The following is a 22,008-nucleotide window of genomic DNA, read 5'->3' as shown; positions in this document are numbered from 1 at the left end:
TATATAAGGTATATTTTTTTAAGGGGGGTTCTTTTTTATTGTCTTTTTCTTTTTTGAGTACTGTAGTGTATTAGACCCCCTCCTAAAAACTTTTCTTTTATATATTTTTATTTTCGTGTAATCAGCTGTGAATCTCCGAATCTTGAAACACGTGCCACGTCGCTGTTGTCTCATAACCACGTAGCACCGACTTTCCAGCTAAGAGAAACCGTTCCTCAGTCACTTTCGCAATCAATCCTTCTCCAGCATATACATTGCCCTGCTCTGTCTCGATATTCACATCACGTAACTGGTTCGTGGCCACAAATTCACTTACCCCATAATCCACAACATGGAGACTCCAGGTGAGCTTACCCGTAACAACTCCTTCTTGTATCGTCACATATCCATCGTAAAACGGAACATCTACTCCATCGATTTGTAAGTTACGGATTTCTTCGGACGTCATGTTCCTTACTCCTTTTCCATACAGCTTCCTCCCTCTGTTGTATTCATTTAAAAAACACAGCTCTTAACCACCTTGCCAAATCTTTAAATTTATATAACCAAAATATGCATTTTTTGTTATGATTATATAAATACGCATTAGCAGGAGGTTTCATGTATGACTACAACAAACGAAGAATACTTAGTTAACTACCTAGAAGAACAATTGGAGCATTATCAAAATATTTATGGCAGTAATCTAAATAAAAGATTCTTAAAATTTTATGAGGGTATGCCTGCCCCTTTAGATAAACTCTTTGCTTTTTTTCATGAAAGTTTTAACGGTTTACTTAACTACCTCAACACTAAATCGCAATCCGGACATTATAATGCTGATGAAAGCCGAATGTTATACAAGTTGATAACAGATATAAATACTTTGCAAGATCATACAATTGATACTCCATTTGCTTTTGAATTGAATTCTAACTATAGCCAATATCTCGGTTACTGTAAAACATTTCTAAGAACTAGCGGCGGCAGCCCATTACCAAATGCTTTTATCCCTGCGAAGTTAGAAGAAATTAATCCTATTTTTACATTAAAATCAGGAATAACAGCCGTGAGATCTACCAGTATTTTCACATTCCCTGCTGAAGAAATTGGTGGAGGCTCATACGCGACTGTGTATAAATACCTAGACCCTCTTTATGACCATGAATTCGCGTATAAACAAGCACTTGATGACTTAACAGAAGATGAAAAAGAGCGCTTTTATAGGGAATTTGATGTGATGAAAAATTTAAATCATCCTTTTATTCTTGATGTTTACTCATTAAATAAAGAACAAAATTATTACATCATGGAATGTGTAGATGAAACTCTAGAAGATTATGTTGAACAGCATTCTGACCATAAATTTATAAATGAAAAACTTATGTTTGTCCGTCAAATTTGTAACGCATTTCAATACATACATAGTAAAGAGATTCTGCACAGAGATATTTCACCGAAAAATATACTAATAAAACATCTTGATGGTTCAAAAATGATAAAAGTTTCAGACTTCGGTCTCGTAAAAATTCCAGGTAGTAAACTTACGCGTTTTGGCACAGAACTAAAAGGCTCGCTTAATGATCCACATCTAGGACTTACAGGGTTTAAAAATTACGAAATGTGCCATGAAACATACGCACTAACAAGACTAATTTATTATATTTTCACTAGTAGATTAGATGATGGAAGTTTTACCAACCCTTTATTTGAAGAATTCTTCAGAAAAGGAACTCACTTCGAAACTGTATATAGATTTGCTAGTACAAAAGAATTAGCAACTGCATTTTTTGAGGACGTAGCCCCATCATTAGCGGTATCTGGTATTTAAATAATACCCTTCTTTGCTAAAAACTGTCTTGCGTTATCTGTAAGCCGATAATAATAAACATGTTTATCATCTTTCGTGACTTGCTCCAGTAGACCTAACTGAGAGAGTTGTCCCAGCCACGTATCAAACTGCGTAGCCGGGATTTCTCCTCCAACCTGGTGCATCGCTCGTAAAATTGCTTCCGAACCTTTCACTCTATACCTCGTGACTTTACAATTTCTAGTGCTTGTTGTTCAGTAAAACCTTCTGAAACAAGTGCGTCAAAACGTGCTTTAAGTAATTTAGACATCTCGCGCTGCATTCGTATTTGCATTGGTAACGCCTTGACAAAATTGTCCAAAATCATTTCCAGTTCGATATTTGTATATTGCTTATTAGGTTCGCTCATTTTATCGCCCCTTCAAACGTGCTTCGAGTTCCGCTAATACCTGATCAACCCCTTCAGGACTTAGCACGAGTTTACCGCCAGCTAGTTCAATATTTTCTTCTGAAACCTCGCCTGTAATTTGGCAAGAGTTATTAGGATTATATTTTTGTAGAATAATAGATTCACCATCTACGAAAATCTCCATAGGATCCTTTACCTGGATACCTAATGTACGGCGTAATTCCATCGGAACCACAATACGTCCTAATGGATCAATGTTACGAATGATACCTGTTGATTTCATTTCTCTTCAGCTCCTTTTATCCAACTAGATTGAAGACGTCGTTCCCCTAGTTCTACAAGAGTGTTAACTTCATATTTTTCCGCAGGGATTGGAACCATCTTTCGCGGTTCACTTTCTGTATCAATATGAACACCTGGCACATACGTTAAAGCCTCAGCTACCGCATAACTACCATCAGGATTCTTCTGCTGCGTTGTCACCTGCATCACGCAACCGCCTTTTACGTTACAAACCTTAGTTGATTTCATCCAACCTTGTTCTTGAGAACTCGCTTTGCAAAGTAAAGCGAACATATCTACATCACCATAAACTTGTAAGTCTGAAATGTTCTTTTTCGCACCTCGTACTTCTGAAATGTTTAAATCTTTTTCCTTCATTTCTCTTCAGCTCCTTTTCTTTACTTCTTAATCGTTTCTATAACGCTAGCTAAACCAAAGAATATTACACAGATGAACCACGTTGTCCAAATCGGATATTCATATATAAGTTCCATCCAGTCACTCCTAGTCTTTATTAATTAGAATTACAGCCGGACCCTCAACCGTAATACCGGCTACTTCAATCTTTTCATGGGGGCTTACTTGTACTGTTGTGACACCCTCACGTGTCTCCAGTTCTTCACTTATGTTTTTTGTAGGTATATTCTTCATCTTTACTCACCATCCAAAATAACGCTGTATTCATCATTAGCTACGTAAAAATTACCGAATGCATCGCGTTCAGGGAATCCATTTTTCGTTGCCTGTACTATCTTGAGTTTCGCATTACATTTATGACATTTCGTGAATTTGTTCTCTTTGTACTCGTATTGATTCCCACGATTTCCACACATGCGGCACTCATAGCGTGTACGATATCTCGGATTGCCTTCTTCGTCATACTTAATACCTGTTTTCCAATGAATCGGATCAGCTTCTTCTTCTTTTTTCGTGATCTTTGCTATCTCTTCAACAGGAAACGAGCTACGATTTACGTCTACGATTGGAAGTTTACGAGTCGGCTTTTCAGGAGCCGTTTTGACAGTCCATTCATGAAGCTGTTCACGCGTAATATCGTCTACTGCGTTATGAATCTCCGTTTTTGCCATCGCAGTTCCTAATACTGAAACATCCACTTCTGGTGGGTGTTGATTAATAGTTTGTACAAGTTCCGCCGCTGTATTTATAAATGAAAGTTCATCTGTTTCTTTTTTTAATCTTAGAGTGGCAGGATCCGCATCAGAATCATAAAATTCTATATTCGTTTTTTCTGGACGTTTAAGTAATAAATACTGATACCCTACAAAACTGGAGATACCACCACGAATGTTATTTTTAATAAAGTCGAAAAAGACTGTAGTTAATGCATTTACGTTTGCTTCTTTATTTAAACGATCGAGTCCGTATTCATAAAGCATTGCGTGAATCGCTTCATGAAGTACGTTTTTCATTTGCCCTTCATGCTTCGCTACATTGTCCGAAATCTTGATTTGTTGTTCGTGATACGTTACTTCTGCAATTCTTACTTCTCCGTTTTCTCTTTCTTCAAGCCATCCTTTTACGACTTCCACATCGTACGGTACACTACCAATCATCAATTGTTTAGGTATATCCATATAACTTCATCCCCCTTTAATTTGGTAAATTATTTTCAATTTCCGTTCGTAATTTATCTGATAGCCACTTAAACTCTAAATCTTTTTTATCGATTTTTGCCTGAATCACTTTTGCCTGGTCCTTTGTATAACATTTACGGAAACCGTTGTATAATTTCGAAATTCCTTTCTGCAGCTGTCTCATTTCACGGTTCGAATAATAACTTACAAATTCTGTTTTACAGCTTGGACAAATGAAATAGTGCTTGTCCACACGGTTCGGTAATCGTGCTGTGAGCATGTGAACACGAAACACGTGCTCACATGCTTCACATTTCGCTTTTATGGGTTTCATAGTATTTGACTTCCCCTTTTTTCTACAAAATGAAATTTTTATACAAAATACACACAACTAAATTCACATAATTTCATATGATATATTGCATCATTTCTTTTTAGAGTGGATAGTCGTTACAGAAGGGCACTTTTCTAAGTGCTCTTATATTTACATACCAAATAGCGTTTTTATTCAGTTTTATAGAGCGGATTTTATACTTTTGTACAAGCACTTTTCCTTTTTGATAAATAGAATATATTGATACTTCGAAAAAGGAGAGTAAGATAAATTTGGCTGATTACTTTTACAATCATGGTAAAAAATGTTACAAAAAACAATCGGATTCTCACCAACAAAAAGCTACCTGCTCCATTGCAACACACACGATATCAGGTACTGGAGTTAATTTAAATGGAAATATACTACTTGATATTTTCGTTCCGCCTAACTCAACAATTACAGCTTTTGAAGATTTAACCAATAATCATAATAAAACATTACTTCAATTTTTTGTTATTGGTGGTCTCCCTCCTGTTACAGTTACAATTGTGACAAGAAAATCTTCTAGACCAATTACTGTTACTCTAAAGGCGCTTGATACTAGAATATTTCAAGTAGAAGATTTTGAAAGTCTTATTTTCACAAATGCAACTAACGAAAATGGTGGTGTTAGTATATTCGTTGAAAAAACATTCTGTATTTGCTGTAATAGCGAAAACAACTCTTGCGATAAATATTACAGTTAAATAAGTATGTAGTGATTATCTTGTGACATTTACTAAGGGGTGCCTATACAAGGTGCTCTTTTTTTGTATATTTTTTCGATTAAAATAACGATTTTATCTAAATCCATTCACTAATCCTATACTTCCGCATACAATAATAGTGCCTTTCTATTTAATGTGAGTTCGTCACTGTCGTTATAATGAGGCATAAGGAGCGCACTCTCGATTAGCGCTCTTTTTAATTAAATAAAGATTTTATTAAAATTTGATTCACTCTTTATTTTCAACTTCCATATACTTATACAGACTATAAAAAATACACAATATAGTTCTTTGTCAAAGAGCGCCATACGCCCTAATGGTGCTCTTTTCTATTCTTATAAAGATTTGTTTAATTTTCATTAACCTTATTGATTCTTTTGCATACATTACAATCACAAGGAATTCTACAGGTTTCCCTAGGCCAGTTACCTTGTATTCCTTGCACACCTTAAGGGAAGAATCCGTTTATAACAAACGGGTTCTTTTATTTACTCACCATAATAATCATATTTAAAATTTTTTAACATATCTTAATATTAATCAGGAATTACACTACCCCCCAGTAGATCTGTAGTTCCTGTAATTGAGCCTATAGTTCTGATTAGAACCTGTTTATAACAGGTTCTATTTATTTTCATTCTTTATCTCCGTCAAATAACTATTTTGTTTAGTTTTCTAACAAACTTATACGCTGCAAATACTTAACTGAGAAGTAACCACTAAATCCTTCTAAAAACACCACTTGTGAACCACTACTTGCTTTAAATTGCTCTGTTCTACAAGTCCAAACTTTTCCCTCATAACGCTTCGCTTCTAAGCAAGTGTGCATCACTACCTTGTCACCTACTTTTAATTCATCCATAGCACCGAATACTGTTTGATAAGCTTCTTTATATTTGCGTTTTATAAAATCCACTTGCTTCAACGTTCTAACGTTTGCAAAGCGACCTTTCATGTAGTCCAAACAAACATGATCTATATCTTCTGGAGGGCCAGGGAAGTAAGTAGAAGATTGCTTACCTCCACTCGTTGTATAAGTCATTTCAACCCCACCGTATTCATTCTTTATCATTTCAAATGCAGGTTTCATTTCTCATTCCCCTTTTCGATTAAAATAACGCTTTTGTTCAATTTAGTAATTTTTTGTATAATAAGAGTTAACTAATCCAGAAGGGACTGAATTATGCGCAGATATCAATATTTTTAATCTACCTATCACAACAACATAATGGAGGTAAAAGTATTGATTACAGAACTACACACACAAAGATTGCATTTAAGACAAATGAAAGAATCAGATTCATTAAGCTTATTTAGAATATGGTCTGATCCTGACGTTACAAAATTCATGAATATAAGTAATTTCACTGATGAAAACCAAGCGAAAGATATGATTCATTTTCTCAATGAACTGACTCAAAATAATAAAGCTATGCGTTTTACTATTATTGAAAAAGAATCTAATCAAATCATCGGTTCATGCGGTTATAATTCCTTAGATTTCGAAAATTTAAAGACTGAGATTGGCTATGATGTTTCGAAAGCATTTTGGGGCAAAGGTTATGCCCCTGAAGCGATTTCTGCTCTATTAGATTACGCTTTTACACATTTGAAACTAAATCGTGTCGAAGCAAAAGTTGAACCAGAAAATGTGAACTCCATAAAAGTATTACAAAAATTACAATTCACTTTTGAAGGGACTCTAAGAAAAAGCGAAATCTCAGCTGGGAAGCTTATCGATTTAAATATCTATTCGAAATTAATAACAGATTAATTTTAGTCTCTCGGCCTATACTATATTGAAGTATAGGCTTCCTTAATTTTTATACAAAATTCAAATTTGATTTCTATCAAACTCTTCAATCCTGTGTAAAGTTTACGTAAAGATCGCTATGATTCAGCCTGTCCACCTCAGAAACGTTATATAATGAATTTGCAAACACCTGATTTGCGCACAAGTACCTTTTTGTACGACATAACTCTTTTGCTAGGAGAAATCCTAGCCTTTTTTAATTGAAATCTAAAACACGGGGTTCTCAGGCTTTATCACCATTTTCGCTCTGAATCGATACCCTTTACTTTCTAAGTAACCAACAAGTGTTAACGCACTTTTCCCAAACCTTTCTGCAATTGCATCTACCGTATAACCTTTTTCAAATAGGTCTAAACTAATTCGTATTTCATTTTCTGTATAAGATTCTTGACTTTCTACAGGTCTCTCTAAGATCCCAAGCTCCTCCAGTTTTTTCTTTATTGCACTTTCTGTTCGCTGGAGTCGTTTCGCGATATACAAATACGTATAACAATTCGCTTTAACCATACTTCTTAGTAATAATTCATCTTGTTTGGTCCAAGGATCTCTCTCTTTTTTCCTTCTATACACATCCGCATCACGTTTGTCTTTCATCCATTCTGGTTCAGGTCCTAAAATCCCATATTCAACCTTTGAAAAATCAACTACCTGCTTATGCCGTTTTAACCAGTTCCAAAAATCCTTATAGTAAACAACCTTTATTTTTTGAGTTTTTGCAAATAGCTTTAATCTTACAGGAAATGCAAATCTTTCATACCACGATTCAATTGTTTTATAACTTACTTGTAATACATCTGCTAGTTGGAGCACTGTAAGCCCATTGAAGTGTAGGCGGGGATCACTTAACCCTATACGATTCGCTTTTAGTTTTATGGCATTTACAGTGCGATCTAACTTCTTTGCAATACTTTTAATGCTATATGTCCCCCAGGAATCCTCGAGATACGCTACCTCTTCTTTTGTCCAAAGAATAACTTTCCCCACCATTTCGCCTCCTTTTAGTACCCGGATGCCTAACGATCATGATTGATTTTATTTTTTTCGATATATGCGTTGTAAATTTCAATAGCCGAAAATCCAAGCGCTGCACCTAAGTACGCCAAGTCATTCATCAAGGTCATGTAGTGTGCGGCAGTCCATAATTTGTTTTCATATAAATCGTTAAACACATCGATAATTTCTGTTTTTGTATTTCCTTTGCTATTACGTACTACAAAGGCATCGATATATTTATTCCATTCACGTTCTAATCCAATCGATAAAGCAAAGTGAAGTGCATCAACAAATTCGTCTAATAACGGATTGTAGTACTCCTTATCTTCTTCCATCATTTGCCCCTTGTTACGTACACCTTTTGTAATCGGCTTGTTATTTTCACTCCAAAACTTATGACCACGCCACACATGAAGTAACTCACTTAACTCGTCACGAAATGATAATTTCTTTTCTTGAAACAAAGACACGTTTTGCAAACTACGTTTTTCCACAATCTTGTTATCCAGGTCTTTTTGAAGCTGGAATAAATGAATGATGTTCATTATTTTGCACGCTCCCCTTTTTTAAACAAATCTATAAAACTTCTCACCATTCTTTCTACACTGGCACCAGTTAAGGAATTAACAAAGGGTGCAGTTTCTGCGAATTTTAAAGAGTCCTTTTCAGGTATTCCCGCACAAATCAACTTTTCTTTTACGGCTTCAATAATTCTCACTCTTTTCTCGTTCTTACTATTGAACTGAGCCTCCATGACCTTTACAGCCTCATCCTTATAGCAATTATGCTTTTCCATGTAGTAATACACTTCTTTCCAAAACTCGTTGTCTTTCACTACAGACATCTCAATCGCTCCCTTCTTATCTAGCAATTAGAAAACTAACAATGACCGTTACCACCATATAAGAAACAAATAACGAAATAGACTTTTTACGTAAATTTTTAATCTGTTCCCGTAATTCGTTATTTTCTTTCAATACACGTTTTGCGTAATTGTCTTTCACTTTCACTTGTGATTTGTATAAATCAACTTCTAACTGCAAATCATGATTTTCTTGCATCACATCTTTTAACTGTTGCTCCGAATTATTCAAGTACACTACCGCCTTTCGTGTCTCACCTTTTGCTATTTTCTTTTTTTGCTTAACCATTTCACGTTTTAGTTTTTCTAATTTCCGATCGCTTTTCCGATTTTCGTACCCCTTCCCTTGCTGTCTACCACCCACAATCGCACATCCTTCCTACAGCTTTTTATTTTCTTAAATGCTCTAAAAATAGTTCATTGAAATTCTCGTTTTCTAGTTCTTCCAAACGTTTCTGTACACGATCCAAACGTACTGGACCCAAACCTAACACATCTTTTACTGCACGTAAGGCTAATGTTCGGCCATCTTTATACGATAAAAGGGATACTTGCTGCACTTCACCCCTGTGAAAACTTTGCCGCTCCCTTGTTCTCTTTCTCTCACGTTCACTTGCCCGGCGTTGTTGACGGTTCAAGGCGTTCATCGTCTTCCCCCCATTTTTTAAAGCAACTACTAAATAAAAATTCTGCGTATGGATCTTGTGGTACTGGGTCTAACACACCAGTCTTTTTATCTTTTCTTAATGAACTTACTACCCAAACCATGTTGTACGGTTCTCCAGCAATGCTTCCCACAATTTTTGCTGGCTTTACACGTGGTAATGCTGTTGCATGACGCTTTGTAAATAACGATTTACGCGGTCCCTCTCCTCTTCCCACATGCTATTCCTCCCTTTGTTTAAGCCAGGACTCAACACTCATTTTCTCGCCCCATCGATAACCTACACTTCCTTCTGCCTCAATCGGAACTGGAAATCCTGGTACTGGAGGTTGCTCCATAACTTGTTTAATTTGTTTTTCTACTGCAACTACAATTTCCGGATCATCATCTATTTCAAAAATGATTTCATCGTGAATTTGTGCAATCATATCGGCACTACCATGAGCAAGTACACCTTCTTGTTTACCAATAGATTCATAAATTTCATTTTGTACTTTCTTCATAATGTCAGCCGCACTACCTTGCACTGGTGTATTCGCTGCTTGTCTTTCAGCTGAGCCACGATCTCTTCTATTCGCGCTGTTAATGCCAGGTAGTAATCTCATATATCCATAAATCGTTTGTACATAGCCTTGCTCCCGTGCTTCTAAAACAATCTTGCGTTGATACTCTGGTATGCGTTTGTACGCTGTTTTAACAGCATTTACAATCTGCGCACATTCATCTAATGTTTTACGAATCATGTACTTCGTTTTAAATGTAAACTGTAAAGCGTGTTCCGTACCGCCATAAGAAATACCGAAGTTGCCCGCCTTGGCATCTGTACGTTCTTTCTTTACAATTTCAGCCTCAGACTTTCCAGTCATTACAGATGCGGTTCTACGGTGCATATCGCCACCTGTGTTAAATAACTCAATCATGACCTCATCGCCTGATTTCCATGCCATTAAGCGAAGCTCGAACCCTGAGAAGTCAATGAAGAATAATATCTTTCCTGGTTTAGGTACAAAGAAGTTTCTTATCTTAAACTCATCATTATCTGGTCTCGGTACGTTTTGTCCGTTCGGATTAAAGCTGTTTAAGCGTCCTGTTTCTGTGAATGGACTGTACCCTGCATGAATCCGTCCACTCATAAAGTTCAAGTACTTTTCACGTCCTATGATGTGCGAAGAAAGTAATGTCGTGTATTTTTGGATTTTCTTCAGCTGATCGATAACCTCCAACGCTTGTTCCTTATAAGGATGTGGTTCACGTTTTGCGATACGAATCGCTCCACGCTCTAACTTATCTAAGGTAGGGTCCTTGTCAGGATCAATACTTTCCCAATTTTCAGGCAACGAAATGCTGAGGTACTTTTCTTCATCGATATCGTTTAACTTATTCTCAAGCATAAATGCCATATCGATAAGTGCCTCTTGATCAAGACTCGCACCTGTTTTTCCATACTTTGCTACCGGTATTTTTAAGTAATCAAACATTAAACTTTTCACTTCGTTTGTCTTACCTGATTTACCGGTATTTATATCAATATTGAACGTTTCTTTCGCGATTTGTTTAATACGTTCAGCCGCTTGCTCTTGCATAATTTCCGCTTCTTGTTTCTTTTGCGTTGCAAGGTTTGGATCCCAATTCATTCCCCAATATTCCATAAGGCCAATAACACGTGTGAATGGCATTTCAATCTTATGGAGCCAGTCCTCATATCGCGGAATTTGAGCTGCAATTTGAGACCAATATTCGTAATGCTGCAGTGCGTAATCCGCATCTTCTGCTGAGTAAAGCAGTCCTTCACCTTTACTAGCATCAATTTCATCAAAGAAATCCACTTTGTATTTCTTTAAAAGAGCTGCAAAGTCGTTCATTGTTACACCAAAAATGTGTTTCGTAGCTGGTTTTAAACCCCATCCGCTTGTAGGTTTTTTCGGGTTATTAATCTTTTGAGGTGCTGCGATTTGTAAACACCGTACCCACATAATCAATGGATCTGCTACTTTTCCTAAAATGTATTTACCGTACTTCGCTGCATATTTCGTTTCAAAAGACAAATTGACCGCAATCTTTAATACCTTTTCATTTTTAAATAGGTATTCATCAAGCAAATCTAGAACCAATTTCCTAGCTTCACCCCTATCCATACTTGGTTCAAATACTTGACCAACTTTATGTGATATTGGAACAACTCTTGACTCGTGTGCCGCCGCTGACAGCGATACCGTACAAATTTCACCTTTCCACGGATCCAAGGGTGTTTTTAAATATGCTTTTTGTAAGCTCTCACTTCGGCTCTCCGCTTCTTTATCATCGATAATACCTGTAGCACATGCTTCTTCTATATCTTCAAAAGCCTTTTTATAATGCGTCCTAATTTCTTCACTTGCTACAGTCTCCCAGTCAAATCCTGCTTTACCTGTTTGTACACAACGCTCAAGATATTTCTTTAAATCTGAAACTGTAAGAATAGCCTGATAGTCTTTCACTTGTTGTGATTCTACTTTTGGCCAAACAATATCGAATTGTCCCGGCTTCTTCTTTTTTTCCATTTCTACCGCTAACTTCGATTCCTTTACCGGTACCTGCTTTTTACTACTTGCTAATGTTTTAGGTCTTCCAAATAAACTTCCGAGTTTCATATTTTCACTTCCAGTCATATTTGTAGTGCTTGTCCATATAATTAGTAGTACTCATCCTGTATGTGATCAAAGAGTCCTTTCTTCATGCAATACGCAATGTAGGCATTAAAGCGTGGTGTTTTTCGATAACCACCGCTTGTTAAAAGAATCATCCTCATTTTCGCTAATTGATTTACGATTGCTTTCGCTTCTTCTTTATCGATAGACAGCATTGCCTCAACATCACCAAGTCGTAAATACTTCTGCTGAGCGAACAATTTGATAAACTCATAGAATTTCATTTCGCCTGTTAACGTATCGATTTTCTTAAGATCCGCCGTAAACTTCTGGTATCTTTCTTCTGTCATTTCTTCCTCTTTTATTGCTAAACGAGCATAGTAATTTAAGCCGCAACCTGGAGCATTGTATAAAGCTTTTAAATACTCCCCAATAAACTCAACGTGTCCCGGCCAAACTTGAATTCTTTCACCTGATTCATCAACTGAATGTGTAAGTGCTGCAAGTGCTACTGCTAAACGAGCCACTTTATTCCGCTGATCTGAAGGAGAAACAAGTGGTATGTCATTCGCATTTCCATATACTTTCGCAAGGTCTGTCGCAACCTCCAGTACTTTATCAATCGTACCGTCTGTAAATAGCACGTCCTCCGGCTTACGTGACCAAGCATATAAGATGTTATTTTTCAAAGTATCCTTCTGTATAATCGATGGATACGTAGCAAGCGTTTGGTTGTACAACTCAGGATCCACATCACTCGCTCTCATAAAAACTGCAAAGTCAAAACGACGTATATCCTCGTTATTGAAAATATCTTTTAAACTTTCTGCGCCTTGGGAGTAATCAGCAAGTCGTTTCCCTTTCGGTACGTTCCCTGACATGATGGCACGTACTCTACAAGGTGTTTCAGCTGTTACAGCTCGTTTTACTTCCAGCTTCCCGTCAGAACGAGCAAGCGTCATTTCACCATAATCATCTTTCGTAATACCTGTATCTTCATCAATCCAAATCATTTCTTTGTCCGCTAACGGCCATGCCCCCCAAACGATGTACCATGCACCTTGAGCACCAGATTGTTCCATCTTGTACGTTAGACCTGTACGAGAAGTACTTTCCGCATTCACGCGTGTTCCAAGCCCTGCATATTTCATTACTTTTTCAATGAGTGCAGACTTACCAGTACCTGTGTCACCTACTATTTTTAATTCCACCCAACCACGTAACGGATTTAAATCCCAAGGTACTTTAAAACGTAAAACACTATGAAGTGTTAGCAATACTGCAAGTAATGTCTCATCACGTTCTACGATGTGTGTTACGTTGTACGTTAAATCGTTACAAATTGCTCCTAGTTTCTGTTCAATTGATTCTGCTGTATAATCCGCCGGCTGAAATGTTGCTAAATCTTCTTTCACTTGTTCATTTAGCTCAAAACTTTCAACCACATCCTGAAGCGGTACCGCACTCTTTACAAGTAGTGTTGACTCCTGATTCTTTGGATGTGGGTATACATAACCTGTTAATTCGTAGTACTTATTCTCACTTACGTTTAGTCCATTTACGGCGTACACTTTTCGTAGTACATAATTCCCTTTATGCTGCTCTTGCTTTTCGTCATCTTCTTCAGCCATCGGGATTACAAGCAACTCTTCAACGTTCATGTTTTCTAAAATATCGGTATTGTATTTCGGACAATTTGGAATGCCTGATATTTCTCGTAAAATACCTTTTATATTATCGTCACCTACACCTGTCATTTGAATAACTTCCCGATCACTTACGCCCAGGTCTTTATATCCTGTATGTGTATGGATGTCGTATAGAGGGCAATGTACCTTTTTACAACTTTCTCTGCCCCAGCAATGGTACTCAATGTTTTTCGGAATGATGTAAGGCGTATGCTTTTTCCCTGCAACCATGACACGTGTTTTTACAAGCTTTCCAGTAAGATCCGCATTGCCTGTCTCTGCTAAATGAAGTAACTTTGCATTTTCTTCTTCCTCAGCATTCTTCTTAATGCAATGACACATATCACCAGCACACGCTACACGTTCATAATCTTTGCTTCCCGGTTTCTTTTCGCCATGTAGTGAACGAATAAACGCGCAACCAAATTTGTATGTATTATCACCGCTGTATACCGCATCGATAACACTTCTCGTATTCGCAACACGTTGTTGCTTACCATACTCGTTATCCTCAGATGTAAATTTAAGCACCCAGTCTTCCAGCTCTTTCATTGTTTCTTCTCTCGTGTAGCCAGCGTCTTTGAAGTAACATGCAAGCTGTACTGTTGCCTGGTTTCGGTCACCGTCTTTTTTCCAGCCACCATTTAAAATATCAACTACACATGCTGGTGGTTTATCTTTCTTAAATTGGAATTCTTCTTTCGCATACTTACGAGCACTCGTTGCTGCAGCTTGCTCATATTCTTCTGTCTTATTTATTAGTAAATACCCCGTACGAGGTCTGTATTTCATTGCCTTTTTACGTTCTTCTGCCGTATAAGGTAGATCGTCAGCGTGTCTTGGCGATTTCGCTAAATCTTTAATTTCTTCCAGAGTTAATTTGTTTAACTCATTTACACTAATTTCTGTTTTAAATAGGTTTGTTTTTTGATGCATACTGTTCGGTAAACGAATCATCCGCTTTTCTGTATACACCACAAGGTCTAGTGACGTGAGTCCTAATCTATGGACTAAATACCCAGCCATATGTTTGAAGATTTTATGAAGGTCGTTTCTCGGTTCAATACCGAGTGCATCGGAGCTTATTAAGATGTGGAACCCTTTTGATCCAGAAAAGTAAATCCACATATCCGATTCACGAATGTCCATTTCTTTCGTAAAAAATTCCACCAGCTTTATTGCATCCTTTTGGCTGACTGATGGGTCTTCCGCATGGTCAAGGTCAAAATATAGGGGAGCAATAAATGCCTCCCCCTTTACTTTTGTGTCGTTCGCAAATCGTTGAACTGTAGCAAAGCAATTGAAATTGAATGCCTCTCCCGTTTGGAATTGCTTCACTTCAGAGGAAAGGATTCGTTTCCACGGAATGCTTCTACCGTTCTGATTGCTGTACCATGCGTCTACATATTGATACTCACTTGTTTTATCTTTCTTTTTTGCCATTTGTAGACGCCCTCCTTAATTATTCTGAAGCTTGTTCTGTTTCTTCTACGTTAATTCCGTAATCTTCTGGTTTAAATACACCAACAGGTTGGAAGTCGATACCGATCCATTGGTTACTAGCGTTTGTACGACTTTTACGTTCTGTTGTTACTAAGCGTGTAACAATTTTATTGACACCTAATTTAGACGGAACACCTAGAGCTTTATATTTCCCTGTATACACATTCATCGCAAAACGCCCGAAAATAATTGTGTCTGTTGGGCTAAAGCTCATTAAGTAGATACGAGGGAAGTCTTCTGGGCTTAACGTTGATACTGGAACAACTGACGCCATATAGCGAAGTTGAATATCATCTAATTCATAACGTTCTTCTGCTTGAGGGTTTTCAGCTAGCCATTGATTGAATACAACTTCCGCATCTTCTTTTGTTTTTTCCGCCACGATCAACTGACCATCTTCAGGAGAATCTTGTTTCCCCCATACAGACCAACGTTGCTCACCGTATCCGATTACTACATCAATATTGTCACCGTACATTACATTTTCATCATCTTTTTCTACGAAATTCCCTTTCTTGTTAACCGTTAACCACTCGCCCATACGGACAAAATCCATATCAAGACCGTTATTCGCTTCAACGAATCCCTGCTTTGTTTCTTCTAAAATTGCTGAAATATAATTGCTGCCATCGTTTCTTTTCGCCACCGCGTTATTTTGTACCACTACTTCATTTTGATTTGTTTCTTGTGTCATTATTTTTTCCTCCCGCGCCCTTGTAGGCCATGTTTTTTCCATGCTTTTCGTTTTGCTTGGCTTTTCTTTTTTCGATAGGTTACTTTTCTGTTATACGAAATCTCGTAATCTTTCGAATCGTATTCCGGAACCTCAACTATTATCGGGATTCCTCGTTGAAGAGTTAAACTTTTACCGGATCCTCTTGCAAACACCCTTATCACTTTTTTAACAATTTTTTGACCTGTTTCTTTCAAACCCACTTACTTCACCTCTTTCGTTGAAGCAATTAGTTCTGTGATTTCATAAAGCGCACCCACATATTCGTACTTTTCCATCGTTATCACCCCTTTTACCAAGGCATATCATTTAAGAAGTCAGCCACTGTATCGCGTTCTGTTTTCGGCTTTCTTGGTACCGTTAACCCAATTCTGCTGTATACTTTCCTACGGCTGTGATATTGGTCCTTAAATACTCCAACATTGTAGTCAACGTAATCGAACCAGTATGCTTCTTTATCCGGATTGTTCCGATCTGGACGCATGATACGCCCAATTTCTTGCTCTACTGATGAACCACTATTACTCTCACGGGAGTCACCACGTTTCGGCATTACCATGTGGCCAACTACTAAATGCTGCATGTCCAGTCCTTCACGCGCTAACTGAGTGGCAAACAAAATATCTACTTCTTTTCGGTCGCAAGCTTCTAAAATGTCTTTACGTTGTTGTTTTGTTACTTGCCATTCACGAATTTCTTTTTCTGAATACTGAGCAACCTTTACCTGCCAACCGTACTTACCTTGCTTTTTATCTACCGCATGACCACTATTGATAAGCTGTTGTGCATGTTTTTCGCTTTTTGCTTTTCTCCAGGTATAACGACTAATACCCCCGTGTACTACAGCTGTTCTAACATCGATACCGAATCTTGCTTTTGCCATTCGTTTTACGAGTTCTTCAAGTACGAAACAGTAGCGAACTGATTCTGTTATAACAATGGATGGCCCTAAACTTGCAGACTCAACAATATTCTCAGCAACTAACTTCGCACGCTTTTTATCAGAAATGAGGTGCCTTATTAGATCTGTGTAATCAAGATCTTCTCCACCAGCATCCACACTATCAATCGCGTTACGGTTACTTGCCGTCTCGTAATTGAACTCGGTATATACGAATTTCACTGTCGGTTTTACCAGTCTCCCAGCTTCATACATTCCGTCTCTGCTAATCTCATACACTTTTGGACCTACACCGTTGTACATATAGATTTCTAATCCATCTTTTCGGGAAGGTGTTGCGGTGAGGCCAATCACATTTTCAGCCGTTAACTTCCCAGCCGTTTCAATGAATTGTATTGCCGGAAAATGATGGGCTTCATCCACTACTACCGTCCCGATAAAATCATTTAGTGCATCGATTATTTGTGGATTTCGCTGCAAGGTTTGTACTGTAGCAACAATTAGTTTACCGTCTCCCCAATCATGTACACCGTCACCGAAAAAGCCGATACGACCAATACCAGGCATTGTATCCTTAGCTCGCTTTGCGGATTGATACATTAAGTCTTTTGTATGCGTAAGCCATAATGCTGCTTTACCCTTTTCGTAAATGTAGCGCATGCCCATTACGGTTTTACCTGAACCAGCCGGTGCTACACCTATTCCATTTTCTTGCATAAGTGCTTCAACCATCGGTGTCTGATCCTCTTTTAATACAAACCCGTCATCCCATTCCCCGAAACTAACATCTCGGCCATATGAAATCTGTGAGGTAATAACTTTACTTGGGTCGTAACCTAGGTTTTTCAGTACCTCTTCTAGCTTTGACAAGAAACCTCGAGGCGTAACAATATCGCCTCTGTCATGTAAAAACAATTCAAGTTTTGCTTGTACACCCCATGTAGGTCTACGTTGTTTTTTTGCTTTCAAATACGCTGGATTATCAAATGTTAGCGCCTTAGTAATTGCCGCCTTAAGAGGTGTACTAGCACCTCTTATTCGGATGTTGTGTTTTACAAAGATTTGTAGCAAGTGAGCACCCCCGATAGATCGTAAGAAGGTTCATGGTATGTAAGTCTTGGAAGTGGTACACAGGGAACCGTCTGACTTTGAAATTCTTCAAGTTTTATATGGTTCATATTTCGTTTTTTCATATGAATAAGAGCTGTAATAAGTCTGAATGCATAAGCCTCGTCAAGCCCTTTGCTATCGTTTAGAAAACTGATAAACACTAAACCTAAATTCCTATCAATAATTTGATCAAAATCTCGTAATCCGAGAATCTGATTCGGTCTCATATAATCTAGTGAAAATCTACGACTCTCTGTACGTTTCATTTCAGCTAATATATTTACTTCAGGTGTTATTACAATCTCGTCACCTGGACGAGTTGCACCTGCACCATCTGCAATTCTCATACGCCATACATTCGGAATTTCTCTCCAGCTTCTTCTAATTTCAGCTTGGAAATCATCCCCACGTTGCTGACGTTCACGCTGTTTATTTCTCATTGCTGTTTGTTTTGGATCCATAGCAACCTCCTATGCCAAAAACTTCAGTAGATTCGCTTGTACATAAGCTTTTGCTTTTACAAGATCCGCTGATTCTTTAGCTGTTTCCCAAGCATCTTTTGTTTGATAAATTTTGATATCAATGGACGCTAACTCTTGCTCTACGTCTGTAAGTTGTTGACGTTCTTCTTTGCTGTAATGCAGGCGGTACGCATCACGTAACGTATCATTCGTGAGAGCCACTTTTTGATCATTCACGTAAGCGTATTGGTTACGTCCCTCACCTTGAATTTGCATAAATGCCTCTGCTTCTTTTAGCTCTACTGCAGTTTTCAGCTTCACTTTTTTCTTAATTAGGTCTGCTTTTTTCCCATAAGCTTCTTCACGTGCTTTACCTTTTTCAAGAACATCCTGTACTGCAGCATCAATTTGTTGTAAGGATGCTTGTAATTCAAGTGGATCTAATACTCGAACATAGTCAGTCGGTACTTTCTTACCTAAAATTTTTGTTGCCGCTGCAAGTAGCTTTTCTTTCCCATGCTCGTCTTGTAAACTACGAATTTGATTATTTAATTCAGTCATTTTCTGGTCCCACCTCACATTGAATTTTTGGTAGTTCTACTACTAACTTTTTAAGCGTCACGTGCTCTTTAACAATTGAGTCAATTGTTATGTTCATCGTTTCTACTCGATCATGTTCCTCTTTGTTGTAACCAGCTACACTTATCATCAACGGTGAAAACTCTATTACTACAGCATTCCAATCATGTTTATTATTACTATAGTTAGGGCGTCTAAACGGGTTACCACTTGTGACCTGTACCGCCGTACCTTCGCCTAGTTCATTCTCATCAAACTGCGGTTTGTTTACAATCATGTTCGTAATCCCTCCTTTGCTTCCGCTATTTTCGTTAACGCTATTTCTACTACATCCGGATTAATACTTTCTGTCTCAGCAATACTCTCAACAATCGTATTAATATCGACTAGCACATCTTCCCCTGTTTCCGTTTGAATTAATGAGGCAAACTCTTCCATCGCATACGCTCGTTTCTTCTCAGCTTCAATCCGGCTACGGTCAAGTACTTCTTCACCAGGTTTTGCACTTTGAAGCGGAATCCGTTCTAAATCAAAAACACCTGGTGATTTTACATCGATAAGAAGAACTTGTATTGGTCTAGTAATCTCAGCTTCTGAAGCCGATAAACGTGTAATACTACCGATATTCGCAAACACTTTTCCATCCGAACGCTCGTAAACACCAAAACCAGTATGATCGTGGCCACACAAAACCAAATCCGCCTCTGTTTTTACATCTTGTACTTTTGTGTACCTGTCAAAAGGCGGATCATGATCAAGCAGCATTCCGTGAGCCACGTGTATTTTGGTTGACTCATAATCTTCAATAATATCTGGTGAATAACCATACCCAGCTTTATCAATTTGATCACTGTATGGTGTAAACGTTAGCTGCACATGATTACCGTCCTGGTGGAACATGTGAGCTTGCCCAGGATCATTAATGACTGTAAGCTGCGGAACAATTAACTCCAGTACTCTAAGGCTTGTCCGTCCATATGTTGCAAGATTGTACCCGTATATATCGTGATTACCAGCTGTTGTATAAATGGGAACTGGACTTTCTTTCAGTACTTTTGCAAACTCTAGTAACACACTTGTCGTAACCTCAGGTCTATCAAACGTATCTCCAGGTTGAATAATTGCTGTCACACCTTTGTATTTAGCTAAAGCAAAAATCTCACGTAATTTTGCAACTAATGCCTCTTTGTAGTTATCCTTACGGTTACGAGGATTGGTACCTCTTATATGTGGATCACCGAAATATAGAAACTTCATACTCTCACCTCTGCTTTTTCGTGCTCTTCGTAACGTTGTATCTAAGGTAATACCGCCATCAACAATATGACGCATTAGTGAAGATTGCTTGATTCTTTTTCTTTAATAACTTCTTTTGTAACTTCACCAGTTCCAAGATTAATTGATACATCGTCGTCTTCTTTGATACCTAAAGTATTTTGAATTTCCATACAAGCAGCGTCATGACGTTCAAAAACTGGTTTTAATAGTTCCTCAGTTCGCTTTACGTACTTCTCACGAATAGGAGCAATCTCAGCTTTATATTCAGCTTGAAGTTGTTCTTTAATAGCTTTCTCCGCTGCATCTGCAGCTTGTAATTCCTTTAACTGAGCTTCCGTTGCTTTCCCGATAACTTCCTCAGTAATTTTTAAACCTGCAGCACTAGCTAGTGCACCTTTTAACGCATTTTTAATTTCGCATTTCATACACATATCCAAATCTCCCTTTCTATAAAGCAGTTACTATGCTTTTTCCTTGTTTTTGAGTCACACCAAGTGCTACGTCACCTATCTCAGCTAAATGAGTACTGTGCGTAATTAAAATGATTTGACGTTTAAATTTCGTACTATACTCCTTCAAGAAATACGCCACATTTGGTGCGTATTCTTGACTCACGTGCTTTCCAACCTCATCTAAGAATAACGGTCCTCTTACACCACTAATTTCTCCAACAGCCAATCTGAGCGCTAAACTAACTACGTCTGCTACACCACCACCGCGATCATAATCAGGTGGCTTTAATTGTGTCCGTACATCCTCAGACTGTAGCCAATACTCTGCTACCGGTTGATTACCTTTTACGGCAATTTCAATTTCGAATCTGTAGTCTTTATCGAAAACAACTGTAAGAGCTGACGTAACAATTTCTTCTATACGACGTTTTGCTTGCTGCCTTGCATAATCACTTGTCTTTTGAAGAAGAATTTGTACTAAATCAAACTCTCCAAGTTGCTCCTCAGCTTTTGCTTTTCTTGCTTCTGCGCTTTTTTGTTGCTTAACTAACAAATCACGTTGACCGATTTTCATTTTCAATTTATCGCTTGCCTGACGGATATCCGCTCTTGCTTTTAGAAGCTCGTACATAAAAATAGCCTCCTTATACCTGCGGGATGAGTCGTTCTACATGCTCCAGGTTTTCTTTAACTGATGTATCAAGCTTATTGATTTCTTCCTGGATCGTTTCAGGCGTTACCCCGTACTGCGCCATTTGTTCAGCGATTTCTGTTAATTGCTTTTCAGCTGAAGACTTTTCCGCCTCTGCTTGGATTTTTGCTGTTTCTGCTTTCTTTAAATTTGCTTTTGCAATTTCAATACGTTGTTTTAATTCCATTACTCATTTCCCCCTTCAAGTTGTTTTGATAGTAAATTTTGTAGCTCTGATTCAAGAAACTTTTCTTTATCTTTTAAGTGCCCAATTATGACATAGCGAATAACTGTATCCAGTTCTTTACGATTTACCATATTTAATTTGTGAATACTGTGATAGACATGATGCCTACGAAGATCTATTTCAAATTGACCTTCCCCACTTTCTAGAGCAGCTAACGTTGACCGCACTTCGGAAAGTGCTGTATTTAAACGTCCAACGGTATTAACGTACTCATCAATTTCTTTTATATTTACCAACACTAATCACCC

Annotated in this window: 31 protein-coding genes; 3 read left to right on the top strand and 28 right to left on the bottom strand. The window is 37.8% G+C overall.

From position 1 onward, the window contains the following. Nucleotides 1–121: 121 nt before the first annotated feature. Entirely contained in the window at nt 122–448 is a 327-nt protein-coding gene (locus KI356_RS17820) for a hypothetical protein (protein ID WP_000200018.1), read from the bottom strand. 156 nt (nt 449–604) lie between these two features. Here KI356_RS17820 and KI356_RS17815 point away from each other — a divergent pair, with 156 nt between their 5' ends. After that, nucleotides 605–1,810 (top strand): protein kinase family protein, encoded by a 1,206-nt coding sequence (locus KI356_RS17815; protein ID WP_000214049.1) that lies wholly within the window; start codon nt 605–607, stop codon nt 1,808–1,810. Here the strand turns inward: KI356_RS17815 and KI356_RS17810 are convergent. The 7 genes from KI356_RS17810 to KI356_RS17780 all read right to left on the bottom strand — a co-directional run bounded on the left by KI356_RS17810 (nt 1,807) and on the right by KI356_RS17780 (nt 4,409). Beyond that, complete coding sequence (locus KI356_RS17810; RefSeq protein WP_000678671.1) at nt 1,807–2,004, bottom strand: hypothetical protein; 198 nt, start codon at nt 2,002–2,004, stop codon at nt 1,807–1,809. The genes KI356_RS17815 and KI356_RS17810 overlap by 4 nt on opposite strands. After that, the gene (locus KI356_RS17805; RefSeq protein WP_001294613.1) at nt 2,001–2,198 is read right to left on the bottom strand and encodes a hypothetical protein; all 198 of its coding nucleotides are present in this window, start codon (nt 2,196–2,198) and stop codon (nt 2,001–2,003) included. Before KI356_RS17805 ends, KI356_RS17810 begins: the two co-directional genes overlap by 4 nt. Nucleotide 2,199: 1 nt before the next feature. Beyond that, complete coding sequence (locus KI356_RS17800) at nt 2,200–2,481, bottom strand: AbrB/MazE/SpoVT family DNA-binding domain-containing protein (protein ID WP_000843025.1); 282 nt, start codon at nt 2,479–2,481, stop codon at nt 2,200–2,202. Beyond that, entirely contained in the window at nt 2,478–2,858 is a 381-nt protein-coding gene (locus KI356_RS17795) for a hypothetical protein (RefSeq protein WP_000659531.1), read from the bottom strand. The genes KI356_RS17800 and KI356_RS17795 overlap by 4 nt, the downstream gene beginning before the upstream one ends. Before the next feature lie 126 nt (nt 2,859–2,984). Then, nucleotides 2,985–3,131, bottom strand: coding sequence for a BC1881 family protein (locus KI356_RS17790; RefSeq protein ID WP_000790088.1), 147 nt, complete (start codon nt 3,129–3,131; stop codon nt 2,985–2,987). A 2-nt stretch (nt 3,132–3,133) separates the two neighbouring features. After that, nucleotides 3,134–4,075: a hypothetical protein gene (locus KI356_RS17785; protein ID WP_000354189.1), complete on the bottom strand. Its 942-nt coding sequence runs from the start codon at nt 4,073–4,075 to the stop codon at nt 3,134–3,136. A 16-nt stretch (nt 4,076–4,091) separates the two neighbouring features. Continuing rightward, complete coding sequence (locus KI356_RS17780) at nt 4,092–4,409, bottom strand: hypothetical protein (protein WP_000802566.1); 318 nt, start codon at nt 4,407–4,409, stop codon at nt 4,092–4,094. Between the two features lie 272 nt (nt 4,410–4,681). Here KI356_RS17780 and KI356_RS17775 point away from each other — a divergent pair, with 272 nt between their 5' ends. After that, on the top strand, nt 4,682–5,137 hold the full coding sequence (locus KI356_RS17775) for a hypothetical protein (RefSeq protein ID WP_000796401.1): 456 nt from the start codon (nt 4,682–4,684) through the stop codon (nt 5,135–5,137). Nucleotides 5,138–5,825: 688 nt separating this feature from the next. Here the strand turns inward: KI356_RS17775 and KI356_RS17770 are convergent. Next, nucleotides 5,826–6,248, bottom strand: coding sequence for a hypothetical protein (locus tag KI356_RS17770; RefSeq protein WP_000801155.1), 423 nt, complete (start codon nt 6,246–6,248; stop codon nt 5,826–5,828). A gap of 153 nt (nt 6,249–6,401) precedes the next feature. Between KI356_RS17770 and KI356_RS17765 the strand changes: the two genes are divergently transcribed. After that, complete coding sequence (locus KI356_RS17765; protein WP_000627263.1) at nt 6,402–6,932, top strand: GNAT family N-acetyltransferase; 531 nt, start codon at nt 6,402–6,404, stop codon at nt 6,930–6,932. Between the two features lie 246 nt (nt 6,933–7,178). Here the strand turns inward: KI356_RS17765 and KI356_RS17760 are convergent, their stop codons facing one another. The 19 genes from KI356_RS17760 to KI356_RS17670 form a co-directional block, all read right to left on the bottom strand. After that, on the bottom strand, nt 7,179–7,958 hold the full coding sequence (locus KI356_RS17760; RefSeq protein ID WP_002078178.1) for a hypothetical protein: 780 nt from the start codon (nt 7,956–7,958) through the stop codon (nt 7,179–7,181). A gap of 26 nt (nt 7,959–7,984) precedes the next feature. Beyond that, nucleotides 7,985–8,509, bottom strand: coding sequence for a dUTP diphosphatase (locus KI356_RS17755; protein ID WP_001021291.1), 525 nt, complete (start codon nt 8,507–8,509; stop codon nt 7,985–7,987). Then, nucleotides 8,509–8,808: a hypothetical protein gene (locus KI356_RS17750; RefSeq protein WP_000117788.1), complete on the bottom strand. Its 300-nt coding sequence runs from the start codon at nt 8,806–8,808 to the stop codon at nt 8,509–8,511. Before KI356_RS17750 ends, KI356_RS17755 begins: the two co-directional genes overlap by 1 nt. A gap of 16 nt (nt 8,809–8,824) precedes the next feature. Next, nucleotides 8,825–9,190 (bottom strand): hypothetical protein, encoded by a 366-nt coding sequence (locus KI356_RS17745; protein WP_000509443.1) that lies wholly within the window; start codon nt 9,188–9,190, stop codon nt 8,825–8,827. A 25-nt stretch (nt 9,191–9,215) separates the two neighbouring features. Continuing rightward, entirely contained in the window at nt 9,216–9,473 is a 258-nt protein-coding gene (locus tag KI356_RS17740; protein WP_080010456.1) for a hypothetical protein, read from the bottom strand. After that, nucleotides 9,436–9,708, bottom strand: coding sequence for a hypothetical protein (locus KI356_RS17735; protein ID WP_000532405.1), 273 nt, complete (start codon nt 9,706–9,708; stop codon nt 9,436–9,438). Before KI356_RS17735 ends, KI356_RS17740 begins: the two co-directional genes overlap by 38 nt. A 3-nt stretch (nt 9,709–9,711) precedes the next feature. Next, nucleotides 9,712–12,138 carry a bifunctional 3'-5' exonuclease/DNA polymerase gene (locus KI356_RS17730; protein WP_002078183.1) on the bottom strand — a complete coding sequence of 809 codons (2,427 nt, stop codon included), beginning with the start codon at nt 12,136–12,138 and terminating at the stop codon, nt 9,712–9,714. A gap of 23 nt (nt 12,139–12,161) precedes the next feature. Further along, nucleotides 12,162–15,248, bottom strand: coding sequence for a DNA primase small subunit domain-containing protein (locus tag KI356_RS17725; protein ID WP_001074793.1), 3,087 nt, complete (start codon nt 15,246–15,248; stop codon nt 12,162–12,164). A gap of 19 nt (nt 15,249–15,267) precedes the next feature. Then, on the bottom strand, nt 15,268–16,002 hold the full coding sequence (locus KI356_RS17720) for a hypothetical protein (RefSeq protein ID WP_000191309.1): 735 nt from the start codon (nt 16,000–16,002) through the stop codon (nt 15,268–15,270). Next, complete coding sequence (locus KI356_RS17715) at nt 16,002–16,244, bottom strand: hypothetical protein (protein ID WP_000523224.1); 243 nt, start codon at nt 16,242–16,244, stop codon at nt 16,002–16,004. Before KI356_RS17715 ends, KI356_RS17720 begins: the two co-directional genes overlap by 1 nt. Before the next feature lie 89 nt (nt 16,245–16,333). Further along, nucleotides 16,334–17,911 carry a DEAD/DEAH box helicase gene (locus KI356_RS17710; protein ID WP_002078187.1) on the bottom strand — a complete coding sequence of 526 codons (1,578 nt, stop codon included), beginning with the start codon at nt 17,909–17,911 and terminating at the stop codon, nt 16,334–16,336. 83 nt (nt 17,912–17,994) lie between these two features. After that, a complete protein-coding gene (locus KI356_RS17705) occupies nt 17,995–18,513 on the bottom strand; it encodes a M48 family metalloprotease (RefSeq protein WP_000371312.1) in 519 nt (172 codons plus the stop codon). A 9-nt stretch (nt 18,514–18,522) separates the two neighbouring features. Further along, nucleotides 18,523–19,074, bottom strand: a complete 552-nt coding sequence (locus KI356_RS17700) for a hypothetical protein (RefSeq protein ID WP_000137802.1) — start codon at nt 19,072–19,074, stop codon at nt 18,523–18,525. Then, nucleotides 19,067–19,369 (bottom strand): hypothetical protein, encoded by a 303-nt coding sequence (locus KI356_RS17695; protein ID WP_000636793.1) that lies wholly within the window; start codon nt 19,367–19,369, stop codon nt 19,067–19,069. Before KI356_RS17695 ends, KI356_RS17700 begins: the two co-directional genes overlap by 8 nt. After that, a complete protein-coding gene (locus tag KI356_RS17690) occupies nt 19,366–20,424 on the bottom strand; it encodes a metallophosphoesterase family protein (protein ID WP_001216049.1) in 1,059 nt (352 codons plus the stop codon). The genes KI356_RS17695 and KI356_RS17690 overlap by 4 nt, the downstream gene beginning before the upstream one ends. Further along, entirely contained in the window at nt 20,424–20,801 is a 378-nt protein-coding gene (locus tag KI356_RS17685; protein ID WP_000335906.1) for a hypothetical protein, read from the bottom strand. The genes KI356_RS17690 and KI356_RS17685 overlap by 1 nt, the downstream gene beginning before the upstream one ends. Before the next feature lie 16 nt (nt 20,802–20,817). Then, the gene (locus tag KI356_RS17680; protein WP_000273132.1) at nt 20,818–21,453 is read right to left on the bottom strand and encodes a chromosome segregation ATPase; all 636 of its coding nucleotides are present in this window, start codon (nt 21,451–21,453) and stop codon (nt 20,818–20,820) included. Between the two features lie 13 nt (nt 21,454–21,466). Then, nucleotides 21,467–21,700, bottom strand: a complete 234-nt coding sequence (locus KI356_RS17675) for a hypothetical protein (RefSeq protein WP_000421150.1) — start codon at nt 21,698–21,700, stop codon at nt 21,467–21,469. Beyond that, complete coding sequence (locus KI356_RS17670) at nt 21,700–21,999, bottom strand: hypothetical protein (RefSeq protein ID WP_229144806.1); 300 nt, start codon at nt 21,997–21,999, stop codon at nt 21,700–21,702. Before KI356_RS17670 ends, KI356_RS17675 begins: the two co-directional genes overlap by 1 nt. Nucleotides 22,000–22,008: the final 9 nt, after the last annotated feature.

The organism is Bacillus hominis, assembly GCF_018332515.1.
Lineage (GTDB): Bacteria > Bacillota > Bacilli > Bacillales > Bacillaceae_G > Bacillus_A > Bacillus_A hominis.
Note: the sequence above shows the minus strand (reverse complement) of the source record. Positions and strands in the feature narration are given on the sequence as shown.

Coding starts and splice junctions, on each gene's coding strand:
- KI356_RS17680 (WP_000273132.1), bottom strand. CDS start 21,453: ATGTACGAGCTTCTAAAAGCAAGAGCGGATATCCGTCAGGCAAGCGAT.
- KI356_RS17800 (WP_000843025.1), bottom strand. CDS start 2,481: ATGAAATCAACAGGTATCATTCGTAACATTGATCCATTAGGACGTATT.
- KI356_RS17790 (WP_000790088.1), bottom strand. CDS start 3,131: ATGAAGAATATACCTACAAAAAACATAAGTGAAGAACTGGAGACACGT.
- KI356_RS17750 (WP_000117788.1), bottom strand. CDS start 8,808: ATGTCTGTAGTGAAAGACAACGAGTTTTGGAAAGAAGTGTATTACTAC.
- KI356_RS17700 (WP_000137802.1), bottom strand. CDS start 19,074: ATGACTGAATTAAATAATCAAATTCGTAGTTTACAAGACGAGCATGGG.
- KI356_RS17760 (WP_002078178.1), bottom strand. CDS start 7,958: ATGGTGGGGAAAGTTATTCTTTGGACAAAAGAAGAGGTAGCGTATCTC.
- KI356_RS17785 (WP_000354189.1), bottom strand. CDS start 4,075: ATGGATATACCTAAACAATTGATGATTGGTAGTGTACCGTACGATGTG.
- KI356_RS17705 (WP_000371312.1), bottom strand. CDS start 18,513: ATGGATCCAAAACAAACAGCAATGAGAAATAAACAGCGTGAACGTCAG.
- KI356_RS17740 (WP_080010456.1), bottom strand. CDS start 9,473: ATGAACGCCTTGAACCGTCAACAACGCCGGGCAAGTGAACGTGAGAGA.
- KI356_RS17690 (WP_001216049.1), bottom strand. CDS start 20,424: ATGCGTCATATTGTTGATGGCGGTATTACCTTAGATACAACGTTACGA.
- KI356_RS17805 (WP_001294613.1), bottom strand. CDS start 2,198: ATGAGCGAACCTAATAAGCAATATACAAATATCGAACTGGAAATGATT.
- KI356_RS17755 (WP_001021291.1), bottom strand. CDS start 8,509: ATGAACATCATTCATTTATTCCAGCTTCAAAAAGACCTGGATAACAAG.
- KI356_RS17695 (WP_000636793.1), bottom strand. CDS start 19,369: ATGATTGTAAACAAACCGCAGTTTGATGAGAATGAACTAGGCGAAGGT.
- KI356_RS17725 (WP_001074793.1), bottom strand. CDS start 15,248: ATGGCAAAAAAGAAAGATAAAACAAGTGAGTATCAATATGTAGACGCA.
- KI356_RS17730 (WP_002078183.1), bottom strand. CDS start 12,138: ATGACTGGAAGTGAAAATATGAAACTCGGAAGTTTATTTGGAAGACCT.
- KI356_RS17720 (WP_000191309.1), bottom strand. CDS start 16,002: ATGACACAAGAAACAAATCAAAATGAAGTAGTGGTACAAAATAACGCG.
- KI356_RS17815 (WP_000214049.1), top strand. CDS start 605: ATGACTACAACAAACGAAGAATACTTAGTTAACTACCTAGAAGAACAA.
- KI356_RS17795 (WP_000659531.1), bottom strand. CDS start 2,858: ATGAAGGAAAAAGATTTAAACATTTCAGAAGTACGAGGTGCGAAAAAG.
- KI356_RS17770 (WP_000801155.1), bottom strand. CDS start 6,248: ATGAAACCTGCATTTGAAATGATAAAGAATGAATACGGTGGGGTTGAA.
- KI356_RS17780 (WP_000802566.1), bottom strand. CDS start 4,409: ATGAAACCCATAAAAGCGAAATGTGAAGCATGTGAGCACGTGTTTCGT.
- KI356_RS17685 (WP_000335906.1), bottom strand. CDS start 20,801: ATGTGTATGAAATGCGAAATTAAAAATGCGTTAAAAGGTGCACTAGCT.
- KI356_RS17820 (WP_000200018.1), bottom strand. CDS start 448: ATGACGTCCGAAGAAATCCGTAACTTACAAATCGATGGAGTAGATGTT.
- KI356_RS17675 (WP_000421150.1), bottom strand. CDS start 21,700: ATGGAATTAAAACAACGTATTGAAATTGCAAAAGCAAATTTAAAGAAA.